The sequence below is a fragment of the Sphingobium jiangsuense genome (assembly GCF_014196495.1).
GTDB lineage: Bacteria > Pseudomonadota > Alphaproteobacteria > Sphingomonadales > Sphingomonadaceae > Sphingobium > Sphingobium jiangsuense.
The window spans coordinates 1-10,775 of the sequence record NZ_JACIDT010000016.1 but is presented as its reverse complement, the minus strand read 5'-3'; the positions used below and the strand labels follow the sequence as shown (position 1 = coordinate 10,775).

General features: G+C 67.4%; 13 protein-coding genes. 7 read left to right on the top strand and 6 right to left on the bottom strand.

Annotation, left to right across the window (positions count from 1 at the left end; all coding sequences use genetic code 11):
* Positions 1 to 75: 75 nt before the first annotated feature.
* From GGR43_RS17850 to GGR43_RS17820, 7 genes are all read left to right on the top strand, one after another.
* Positions 76 to 576: an SRPBCC family protein gene (locus GGR43_RS17850; protein ID WP_188073322.1), complete on the top strand. Its 501-nt coding sequence runs from the start codon at positions 76 to 78 to the stop codon at positions 574 to 576.
* Positions 569 to 1,177 (top strand): cation efflux transmembrane domain-containing protein, encoded by a 609-nt coding sequence (locus tag GGR43_RS17845; RefSeq protein ID WP_053555767.1) that lies wholly within the window; start codon positions 569 to 571, stop codon positions 1,175 to 1,177. The genes GGR43_RS17850 and GGR43_RS17845 overlap by 8 nt, the downstream gene beginning before the upstream one ends.
* 49 nt (positions 1,178 to 1,226) lie before the next feature.
* A complete protein-coding gene (locus GGR43_RS17840; RefSeq protein ID WP_083455516.1) occupies positions 1,227 to 1,529 on the top strand; it encodes a TFIIB-type zinc ribbon-containing protein in 303 nt (100 codons plus the stop codon).
* A gap of 298 nt (positions 1,530 to 1,827) precedes the next feature.
* The gene (locus GGR43_RS17835; protein ID WP_246343884.1) at positions 1,828 to 2,043 is read left to right on the top strand and encodes a hypothetical protein; all 216 of its coding nucleotides are present in this window, start codon (positions 1,828 to 1,830) and stop codon (positions 2,041 to 2,043) included.
* Between the two features lie 54 nt (positions 2,044 to 2,097).
* Positions 2,098 to 4,629 (top strand): heavy metal translocating P-type ATPase, encoded by a 2,532-nt coding sequence (locus GGR43_RS17830; protein ID WP_188073321.1) that lies wholly within the window; start codon positions 2,098 to 2,100, stop codon positions 4,627 to 4,629.
* Positions 4,630 to 4,649: 20 nt separating this feature from the next.
* Positions 4,650 to 5,573 carry a LysR family transcriptional regulator gene (locus GGR43_RS17825; protein ID WP_083455517.1) on the top strand — a complete coding sequence of 308 codons (924 nt, stop codon included), beginning with the start codon at positions 4,650 to 4,652 and terminating at the stop codon, positions 5,571 to 5,573.
* A 1-nt stretch (position 5,574) separates the two neighbouring features.
* Positions 5,575 to 5,913 (top strand): EexN family lipoprotein, encoded by a 339-nt coding sequence (locus tag GGR43_RS17820; protein WP_246343883.1) that lies wholly within the window; start codon positions 5,575 to 5,577, stop codon positions 5,911 to 5,913.
* A gap of 15 nt (positions 5,914 to 5,928) precedes the next feature.
* Here the strand turns inward: GGR43_RS17820 and GGR43_RS17815 are convergent, their stop codons facing one another.
* From GGR43_RS17815 to trbK-alt, 6 genes are read right to left on the bottom strand one after another with little or no spacing between them, the layout of a single operon-like run.
* Positions 5,929 to 6,153, bottom strand: coding sequence for a DUF2274 domain-containing protein (locus GGR43_RS17815; RefSeq protein ID WP_053555770.1), 225 nt, complete (start codon positions 6,151 to 6,153; stop codon positions 5,929 to 5,931).
* The gene (locus GGR43_RS17810) at positions 6,150 to 7,358 is read right to left on the bottom strand and encodes a TraB/TrbI/VirB10 family type IV secretion system protein (protein ID WP_053556406.1); all 1,209 of its coding nucleotides are present in this window, start codon (positions 7,356 to 7,358) and stop codon (positions 6,150 to 6,152) included. Before GGR43_RS17810 ends, GGR43_RS17815 begins: the two co-directional genes overlap by 4 nt.
* Before the next feature lie 14 nt (positions 7,359 to 7,372).
* The gene (gene trbG, locus GGR43_RS17805) at positions 7,373 to 8,389 is read right to left on the bottom strand and encodes a P-type conjugative transfer protein TrbG (RefSeq protein ID WP_053555771.1); all 1,017 of its coding nucleotides are present in this window, start codon (positions 8,387 to 8,389) and stop codon (positions 7,373 to 7,375) included.
* Complete coding sequence (gene trbF, locus GGR43_RS17800) at positions 8,386 to 9,069, bottom strand: conjugal transfer protein TrbF (protein ID WP_053555772.1); 684 nt, start codon at positions 9,067 to 9,069, stop codon at positions 8,386 to 8,388. The genes trbG and trbF overlap by 4 nt, the downstream gene beginning before the upstream one ends.
* Positions 9,070 to 9,075: 6 nt before the next feature.
* Entirely contained in the window at positions 9,076 to 10,383 is a 1,308-nt protein-coding gene (gene trbL, locus GGR43_RS17795) for a P-type conjugative transfer protein TrbL (RefSeq protein ID WP_053555773.1), read from the bottom strand.
* Position 10,384: 1 nt separating this feature from the next.
* Positions 10,385 to 10,672 (bottom strand): putative entry exclusion protein TrbK-alt, encoded by a 288-nt coding sequence (gene trbK-alt / locus GGR43_RS17790; RefSeq protein WP_223177510.1) that lies wholly within the window; start codon positions 10,670 to 10,672, stop codon positions 10,385 to 10,387.
* Positions 10,673 to 10,775 lie beyond the last annotated feature (103 nt).

The window sequence follows — 10,775 nt, the reverse complement described above, 5'->3', positions numbered from 1 at the left end:
CTTCGCCGTCCGGGCTGAACGGCGGGCGGCTATGCCGTCCGCCGCAAGGCCCACCAGCGAAGAGGGGCGCGGACCATGAAGGAGATCACCGCTTTCGCCCTGACCATCACGCCGATCCGGGCTTGGACTTATATCGCCGATCTGGCCGCGTTCGCACTGTGGCATCCGACCTATCGCTTTCGCCGCGTCGCTACCCCACACGCCGAAGTCGGTTTGACCTTCGGCATGCTCAAGGGAGAACTGCCGCTAAGAACCGAAGCCACGATCGTCGCCTACGAACGGGCACAACGGTTCGCCTGGCGGATCGGCCTCGGCGGGTTGTTCACGCTGAGCGAGGAATATGCGCTCGAAGAGGCCGGCCCGCAGACGCAGGTTCGCCATACGGTCAGGATGGAAGGCGCGCTGAGCCCGCTTGGTTATCTCGTGCGGCGAGGCCTGCGCAGATCGATGCGCGCGCAGGATGCGGCGCTGCTCCGCTACCTCACCAGGGAAGCGCGCGGCAGCAGCCTCACCATCAACCGCCAGCGCCGGCGTGCCCGCAAGGCCCAGCTCACCCGAAAGGCCGCCAATGACTGACCCTGCATCCGCGGGCGCGCCCGCCGAGCGCCGCACGCTCTGGATCGTGCTGATGCTCAACGTCGGGATCGCCTTGGCCTTCCTGATCGCTGGGATCAGTGGCGATTCCAGCGCGCTGCTCGCCAACGGTCTCGACAATCTCTCGGACGCGGCGGTCTACGCACTGAGCCTGATCGCGCTCAGCCGAGGCGCGAAATGGAAGACCCGCGCGGCCGCCGTGTCGGGGGTCATGCTCCTGATCTTCGCCGGCGGCATCATGCTCGATGTCGGACGACGTTACCTGCAAGGCAGCGAGCCGATCGGCATCACCATGATGGCGATGTCTGCGGTCGCGGCTGTGGTCAACTTCATCTGCCTCAAGCTCTTGCAACGGCTGCGCGAGCCCGACGTCAACCTGCGCGCCGCGACGACCTTCAGCTTCAACGATTTCATCTCGAACGGCGGAATCCTGATCGCCGGCCTGCTGGTCTGGTGGCTCGGCTCCAACTGGCCCGATCTGCTGGTCGGGCTGCTTGCCGCGGCCATCGCCGTCAAGGGTGGCGTCGAGATCCTGCGCGATGCGCGAGAGGAAGCGCGCCGGGACAGGGAGGCAAAGGAATGAGGCCTCCCACCATTCACTCCCCCCAAGCCGAAGAAGAAAGGATGCCATCATGGTAGAAGGCCGCACTTCAACGAGTCTGTTGTGTCCAGCCTGTCGCGTCGATCTCGTCATGAGCGAGCGCCAGGGCATCGAGATCGACTACTGCCCGCAATGCCGCGGCGTCTGGCTCGATCGCGGCGAACTCGACAAGATCATCGAGCGGAGCGCCGGCGACGAAGCGGCCCGCCGGTCGAGCGGCGGCCGGCTCGGCATGTTCGACGAGCATCGCGGGCGCGGCGATCATGACAGGAAGCACGGCTACGAGCGCGGCCATCATCGCCGCAAGAGCTTCCTGAGCGAACTGTTCGACTGAGATGCTGTGGATTGGCCGCCGCACCACGGGCCCTTCGGGTGAAGGTGTGAGAACGGCCCGCGCCATGGGCGCCGCCCCCTTGAGCGCCCATGGCGAACGATTCCGGCGAGGATGGAGAGCAAGGACGCCGACGCGCGGTCGTCCTGTGCTCCTCGCGCTAGCTGGGCTCGCGCTTGCGCCCGGCCTGTCCGGCTGCTCGCCCGCTTCCAACGACAAGGATGCGGGCGAGCGGCATGACCGTCGCTCCGTCTCCAATCTCGTTGGCGAACATATCTATGCCTGCGCCGATGGATCGCGCGTGGACGCCGATTTCCTCGCCGACGGCCTGACCCTCGATCTCACGATTCTGCCGGATGGTCGTTCGGTGCGGCTGGTCGCGCCGGCCACCGGCCTCACCTTCGTGGGCGACAAGCTCAACGTGTCGCTCTCCGGCGGTGATCGGATGACGCTGTTGCGCCCCGATGCGCCGCCCCTGACCTGCACGCGGCTCAGGTCCAATACCGCACCGCCCTGACAGCGAGCCGCACGGTCCTCACCACAGAAGCGCGCCTCGCGAAGGAACCACGTCATGATCGAAAAGCTCCGCCTCGAAATCCCCATACTTCTCCCCGACGTCACCGATGCGGCCGATGCCTGCGTCGGCAGGCTCGTCGCGGCGCTTAAGGACCGGCCCGGTGTCGAGCAGGCGCATGTGGTCGCGGCCGACGCCGCCAGCCCTGCGACGCTGTGCGTCCATTTCGACCCGCAAGTGGTGACGCTCGCACGCATCCGCGAACTCGCCCATGCCTCGGGAGCGGAAATCGCGGACCGCTACGGGCATATCCTTTGGGAGGTCGATGGCATCGGTCACGCACGCCGCGCGCGCACGGTCACCGAAAGCCTTCGCGCCCTGTCCGGTGTGATCGAAGCGGACGCCTCGGCCGCCGGCATGGTGCGCATCGAATATGATCGCGATCAGCTCTCCCGAGACGACATCAGCGCTGAACTGACGAAGCTCGGCGCAACGCCCAGACCTGTGCCGGCGGCGGCAGATGCTCATGCCCGCCATGTCGATGGCCCTGCGCAACCGAAGCGGGAGCATGGCCCCGACGACGGTCACGATTACGCGCATGGCGGTCTGCTCGGGGCCAATACCGAACTGATCTTTGCGCTCGCCTGCGGCGCGACCCTGGGGATCGGATTCGCAATCGAGAAGCTGGTGGCGGGCGCGCCGGCCTGGCTGCCGTTTACGCTCTACGTGGCCACCTATCTGTTCGGCGGCTTCTACACGCTGCGCGAGGCGATCGACAATCTCCGGCTGAAACGCTTCGAGATCGACACGCTGATGCTGGTGGCGGCCGCCGGCGCGGCGGCGCTCGGCGCCTGGGCCGAGGGCGCGCTGCTGCTGTTCCTGTTCAGCCTCGGCCATGCGCTCGAACATTATGCCATGGGCCGCGCCAAGCGCGCGATCGAGGCGCTGGCCGAACTGGCGCCGCGCACCGCTACCGTGCGCCGCTCCGACGGCGGCACGAGCGATGTTCCGGTCGAGGATTTGAAGGTCGGCGAAATCGTCGTCGTGAAGCCCGACGAGCGTGTGGCCGCGGATGGATTTGTCGTGAAAGGCATCACCGCCATCAACCAGGCGCCGGTGACGGGCGAGAGTATGCCGGTGGACAAGCGTCCCGTGCTGGATGATGCGGCCGCCCGCGCCGATCCCGACCGGATCGACGCGGCAAGCAGGGTGTTCGCCGGCACCATCAATGGCAGCGGTCTCGTCGAGATCGAGGTCACGCGCCTGTCCACCGAAAGCACGCTCGCCAAGGTGGTCAAGCTGGTCAGCGAGGCCGAAACGCAGAAGTCTCCGACGCAGCGGTTCACCGACAGGTTCGAGCGCTTCTTTGTGCCTGCGGTGCTGGCGCTGGCCTTCATCCTGCTGTTCGCCTGGGTCGTGGTCGATGAGCCGTTCCGCGACAGCTTCTATCGCGCAATGGCGGTGCTGGTTGCGGCAAGCCCCTGCGCGCTCGCCATCGCCACGCCCAGCGCCGTTCTCTCCGGAGTCGCGCGAGCGGCTCGGGGCGGCGTGCTGATCAAAGGCGGCGCGCCGCTCGAACTGCTCGGTTCGCTCGACGCGATCGCCTTCGACAAGACCGGCACGCTCACCAAGGGCGAGCCGCGCATCCATCAGGTCGTCACCGCGCCCGGCGTATCCAGGGAGGATATGATGGCGGTGGCCGTGGCGGTTGAATCGCTGAGCGATCACCCGCTTGCGCAAGCCATCGCGCGCGACGGGCGCGATCATATCGGCGAGCGTCAGGTTCCGCAGGCGGAGAGTCTGAAGAGCCTTACGGGCCGCGGCGTCTCGGCCGTCATCGGTGAGGACGAGGTTCTCATCGGCAAGGCCGAGATGTTTGGCGCCGACGGCATCGCTCCGCTCTCGCAGGGGATGCACGACATGCTCCCGCTGCTGCGCGAGACCGGCCAGACAATCATGATCGTCCGTCGCGGCGAGCGGGATCTAGGCGTGATCGGATTGCTCGACACGCCCCGTGAGGAAGCACGCGAGGCGCTCGAACGGCTGCGCGCGATCGGCATCCGGCGGATGATCATGATCTCCGGGGATCACCAGCTTGCTGCCGAAGCCATCGCTCGGGACGTGGGACTTGACGAGGCTTGGGGCGATCTCCTGCCCGAAAACAAGGTGGACGCGATCAAGAAGCTCCGCGCCGAAGCTAAGGTCGCGATGGTAGGCGACGGTGTGAACGACGCGCCCGCCATGGCGACGGCGACCGTGGGCATTGCGATGGGTGCGGCGGGATCGGACGTGGCGCTCGAAACCGCCGACGTTGCCCTTATGGCCGATAATCTCGACCATCTCCCTTTCGCGGTCGGCCTGAGCCGCCGGACGCGATCCGTGATCCGGCAGAATGTATTCGTCAGCCTTGGCGTGGTCGCGCTTCTCGTGCCGGCGACGATCCTCGGGCTCGGCATCGGACCTGCTGTTGCAGTCCACGAAGGCTCGACACTGCTGGTCGTGTTCAACGCGCTGCGACTGTTGGCCTATGCCGACCCCCAACAGAGGCGTGCTCGGTCGCCCGCGTCCCCGAGCAGCGCTGCGCGCTAGCGGATGTGAGACGCGAGCCGATGGCCTTCGACATCCGTCAACTGCGTTACGCCATTGCGGCGGCAGACCACGGCAGCTTCTACCGCGCTGCTCGTGCCCTCGACATTGAGCAGTCCACTCTCAGTCGCAATATTCTGAAGCTGGAGCGTGCCGTCGGCATGCCGATATTCGAGCGCTCCCGCGCTGGTGTTACCCCGACGCTGGCGGGCAGTGCCTTCCTGCGCGGATCGAGATCGATCGTCACCAATGCGGACAAGCTCGTCGCGATGATGCGCGCTGCCGGTCAGGGCCGTGCTGGAGGCCTTCGATTGGGGCATAACAGTTCGGTTTCGGCAGGCCATCTGCGCGCGACCATGATGAGTTGGAGCCAGGCGCATCCCGCTGTGGAAGTCGAGTGCGTCGAGGCTGACCGCAGCGTTTTGCTCGCAGGACTGGATACCGGCGAGATCGATATAGCCATCCTGATGGGCGCACTGGCCCACGAGGGTTTTCGATCCGAGCCGTTTTGGAGCGAACGAGTCCTGGTCGCGCTCCCGACGGCAAATCCACTGGCGGAATGCGAAATCGTGCATTGGACGGACCTGCGCAACGAACGCTTCCTGTTGCCCGCAGCCGATCCGGGCTCTGAAATTCGCGATCTACTGCTCGGAAGGTTGCCCGCGTCAGCGTCGAAGCCGGACATTCGAATGCACCAATCGAGCCGGGAAACGATCCTGAGCGTTTTGGGCGGTGGCCGCGGCGTCACCATTGTGTGCGAGGGCGCCACCGGCGCGGTTTATCCCGATGTTGTGTATCGTCCGATCCATGGGGAACAAGGCCCGGCATTGATCGGATATTCGGGCTACTGGCGGGATGACAACTGCAATCCTGCGCTTCGGCGTTTCCTTGAATTCATCAAGACACGGTATGCTCTGTCTTTTGATTTTACCAAGGAATCTCAGTAAAATGGCTAGGCAGGTTTATGGAGTGACCACCATGTTTTCGGTTGGGACAATCGTCATCGTTCTGGTTACATTGCTCATCGGATTTGCGGGAGGTTTTATCTTGCGGCCCGTGATCGCGCCGATGCAACAGGCGGACGTCGACACGTTCACGTCGCCGGTAGCTCCAGCGTCCAGCCAGGCGCGCGGTACTCAGTATTTCATGTCGCATATAGACGAGGCGCGCCAAGTCGTGGCCGGCTGCCGCGACGGCACTGTGCGAGGCGGAGAATGCGCCAATGCCGAGGAGGCGATCATCAAGGTGGATGCGGAGGAGCGTCGGAGGCGCTTTCTCGGCAACTGAGCGCGCACAAGGTGGTCAGTTTTTCGCGTTGTGCCGTCCGCGTGCAAAACCCCGGTCGCTCGCCATGAACCGCGCGAGCATCGGCGCAATGAGCTTCTCGGGCGGCACGGCCTGAGCGCCGGTCTCTGCCGCGAGTGCGGCGGCGTAGGCAGTAAGATCGCGGTGAACGACGGCGGGTAGCTCGACAGTCACTTTGACAGGTCGGTCATCAGCGATCGCTCCGAGCTTCAACTTGGTCATCGCGTTTCACCTATTGGTTCGAGGACGAGGTCGCGGGTGACGATCACGCGCAGCGGATGGCCAGGCCGGATGGTGAGCGTCGGCTGCACGTTAAGCTGCCGACGCACGACCTGCTGGCCCGTCTGATTGATGGTCCCCTGCGTGCCCCAGCGCAGCGCTCGGCTCAGAGAGTCGTCGCCGCTGGTTGTGAGTTCGGACCCCACACCGAGAAGCGTCGAGATAGCAGCGGCCTTCAGCAGGTTGCCCCAATGCTGATTGACCTGATCCTGGAGGCCCGCGAACCCCGCGCCATCGGCGCCGGGCTGGCGCTCGAGAACGATCGAGCGGCCGTCCGGCATGATGAGCCGGTCCCAGGCTAACAGCACCCGCGTCTGCCCGGCTGCGATCTCGCTGTCATATTCGCCGATCAGCCGCGCGCCCTGCGGGATGAGCAGGATGCGGCCGGTCGGGCTGTCATAAACGTTCTGCGTGACCTGCGCGGTGATCTGGCCGGGAAGATCGGAGCGGATGCCGGTAATGAGGGCTGCGGGCACAATGCTTCCGGCCTGCACGATATTGGGCGATGCTGGCGCGCTTAGCCGCTCGACGCTCACCGTGCGCTGGTTCGACGCCTGCGCCATGAACGCCCGCTTCCCGGCCTGATCGCCCTCGGCGGCGGCCGCCTGCTGCTGCGCCGGCTGCGGCGCAGCCTGCCCCGGCAGGGCCACCGACGGGAGACCCGCCGTCCCGCTGTTGCCCGCATTGCCGCCGAGGAACACGCTGCTCATGCGAGCGGAGTCGCGCTCCTGCTGCGCGCGCTGCCGGGCAGCTTCCTCTGCTTGCGCGCGCGGGTCAGGCTGACCCGGCTGCGCGCCGACCGGCAGCACCGGCACATTCTCGCCGCGCTGCTGGGCGGACACGATCGGCCGGCCGAGATCGCCCGGAAGCGGCGGGCCGAGACGCGGCGCCTGCGCATAGTCCCGCGGACCCGACGTGATGGTCTCGGCCGTGGCGCGGCTCTCGGTATTGTAGAGTTCTTCCGCCTGCCGCTCGCTGGCCGGTTTGAGGGCGTAGATCAGCGAGCCGCCGATGCCGAGCCCGGCGACGACGCCCATGACGGTCAGCGCCTTGCGCGACAGCCGCATCACGCGCGGCGGGTCGCCCCTGAGCTGGAATGGCCTCGGATCGGCAGGAGCCGGCGACGGAGCCGGATCAGCGGCAGGCATGTCGGTGCGATCGTTCACGGCCGCCGCTCCCGTCCATCATTGCGCGCGATGCGGACGCGCTGCTCACTGCGCCGATCGCCCAGCCGCAGCTCTGCGGCGGCGAACAGGCGATCGACCACCATGTAGCGGCCCTGCACGCGGTAATTGACCAGCTCGGCGTCGCCGGCCGCACCGGCTACAAACAGCGGCGGCATCTCGCCCTGCGAGATCCCGGCCGGAAACTCGATGAAGACCTGTCGGCCATCGTCGAACGCGCGGACCGGACGCCACGGCGCTCGCTCGCCGTCGATCCGATAGCGGAAATTGAGCGCGGACACGTCCACGCCGCTCGCCACCGGCGCAGCGGTGGCTGCCGCCGCATTGGCGCTCCGCAGCGCGATGAGCTGATCCTGCGGGTAGGTCCAGGACACCGACGCCATGTAGGTCGAAGGCGTCGCGCGCAGTTCGAGGTGATAGGTGCGGCGGTCGGTGTTGATGACGAGGTTGGTTGCGATGTCGGGCCGCGTGGGCTTCGCGAGGATATGAACGCGCGCGGTCGGGCCGCTGCCGCTGATCGTGTCGCCGATAATCCAGCGCACAGTATCCCCGGCCGCGACCGGCCCCGGCCCGACGAGCTGCTCGCCTTCCTGCAAGGCAATGTCCGTCACCTGCCCGGGCGCGGTATAGACCTGATAGAGCGCACCATCGGTCCACGGATATTGCTGGATGGCGTTGAGGAACCCGTCGCGCACCGGCTGCACACGGGCGGCGGCGTTGGCGGCGCCGACGCGGCGGCGCGGATCGGCAGGCTCGGGCGGCGATGCGGATTCGCCGACCGGCTTCAACTGGCCGGGCAGCGGCAGCGGCTCGGGGATCGTTACCACCTCGACCGCGCGTGGCGCTTCGGGCGCGGGCGTCGCTGCGATCTCGCGTGGCGGATCGTCGTAGGCGATTGCGGGCGGCCGGGCGGACGTGGTGGCGCAGCCGGCGAGCGCGGCTGCGGAGGCGATCAGCGCCGCCGATGCGACGCGGGGAAACGGTGGGCGCGTCATTGCGACAGCTCCTTTGACCAGTTGAGGGCATTGACGAAGATGCCGAGCGGGTTCTTGCGCAGGGCGTCGGGCGTTCGCGGCGGCTGCACGACGACGGTGAGGATCGCCGACCAGCGTTCGGTGGCGGCAAGGCTGCCGTCCTGATAGCGGCGCTCGGTCCAGGCGACGCGGAAGCTGTCGGGCGACGCGCGGATCACGCTGGACACGTCCACCGCGACCTGCACGCGGCCGACATTGGCGAACGGGTCGTTGGCGCGGGCGTAATCGTTGAGCGCCAGCGCGCCGCGGTCGGTCGTGAAATCGTAGGCGCGGAGCCAGTTCTGGCGGACGATGACCGGATCGGCCGGGATGCTGCGCACCTGCTCGATGAACCGCGCTAGGTGGAACGCCACCTGCGGATCGGTCGGACGGTAGCCGGCCTCGGCCGGCGCGACCGCCTGCGCTTCGCCGAGCCGATCGACCTGCACGACCCACGGTACGATATGGCCGCGCGCGGACTGCCAGATCAGCCCGCCGGCCAGGCCGCCCGAAAGAGCGAGCGAGCCAAAGAAGGCGAGCCGCCAGTTCTTCGCCTGCACGCGGGCAGAGCCGATGCGGTCGTCCCAGGCTTGGGCGGCGCGCTGGTAGGGCGTCGTGGGTTCGGGCGTCTGCCCGTAGCGGATGGTGGGGCGTCGGAACATTGGCGGCTAATCCTTCTGGCTGAGATCGACGGATGCGCCGCTGCCGCCACCGTCACCGGAGCGCAGCGTGTGGGCGGCGACGGTCGCGCCGTGAGTCATGGTCTGGCGGCGCTTCATCGCGGCCGCCCAGGCGGGCGGACCGTCCGGCGACGGCGTTGGTGTTGACGGGTCGCCGGAGATCGTCCCGCCGGTGGCGGTCACGGCGGCGCGGCCGCCCGAGCGATAGCTGTCCTTGAGCGAGGCGGCCGCCCGGCGGAGCGGCGACATGGCTGCGCCTACGGCAGCCTTGCCGACGCCGCCGGCCCCACCCGCGACGGCGGCCGCGCCGGTCTTCCCGGCCGAGCCGAGCGCATAGGCGCTGCTGGCGGCCCCGGATGTGAAGGCCGCGCCGCGCGCCGCGCCGCCGATCGCACCAGCGACCGCACCGGCGCCAAGACGGGCGGCGGCCGCACCGCCGGCCAGCGCGCCGCCCGCGGCGAGCGCCGTGCCGGCCGCGGCACCCGCGCCGAGCGCAGGGCCGCCCGAGACGATGCCGTTGGCGATCGACGGGCCGAAGATGCCAAGCCCGAGCAGGCAGAGCGAGGCGAGCGCGACAGCCATCGCGTCTTCGATCGTCGGCTGCGCGCCACCGAAGCCGGCGCGGAACTCGTCGAACAGGGTCGAGCCGATGCCGACGATCACGGCGAGCACCAGCACCTTGACGCCGGACGAGATCACCAGCCCCAGCACGCGCTCGGCCATGAAGGCGGTCTTGCCGAACAGGCCGAACGGGATGAGCACGAACCCGGCGAGCGTCGCCAGCTTGAACTCGATCAGCGTGATGAAAAGCTGGATCGCCAGTATGAAGAAGGCGAGGATGACCAGCGCCCAGGCGAACAGCAGCACAGCGATCTGGATGAAGTTCTCGAAGAACGACACCCAGCCCATCAGATCGGAAATGGATTCGAGGATCGGCTGGCCAGCTTCCAACCCGACCTGCGCTACGCGGCCCGGCTGGAGCAGCTCGGCGGCGGTGAAGCCGGTGCCCGAGGCTTTCAGGCCGAGGCCGGAGAAGCTCTCGAAGACGATGCGGGCGAGGCTGTTCCAGTTGCCGATGATGTAGGCGAAGACGCCGACGAACAGTGTCTTTTTGATGAGGCGGGCAAGAATGTCGTCATCGGCGCCCCAGCTCCAGAACAGCGCCGCAAGCGTCACGTCGATGACGATCAGAGTGGTGGCGATGAACGCCACCTCCCCGCCGAGCAGGCCGAACCCGCTGTCGATGTAGCGGGTGAAGACATCCAAGAAACGATCGACGACGCCGGTGCCGCCCATGTCAATTCTCCTGCGGGGTGGCCGCATCGGCGATGCGGGCGGCGGGACGCGCGCCGGGCGCGAGGAAGCGGCGGCGGTTCTCGGCCCAGGCGCGGAGGCAATCGGGATCGCTCGCGCCGGCCGGTCCAAGCGATTGACACCGGCGCAGCTCGATCAGCAGCGGGTCCGTCGCCGGGGTTTCGGCGACGGTCGCCGGCGCCTCGCGCGCGGGTTCGGGCGGCCGGCTCATCTCGATCGCGGTCATAGTGATCGCGATGGCGACGAACACGATCGCGCCGATCCGGGCCAGGAGCTTGCTTGTCCGGCGTCAGCGCCAATGGCACAGATTTGAGGTTGTGAATTAAGGAGGATTTGGGCTTCGTCGTAGTGACGAAGGAACGAAGATGAAGCCC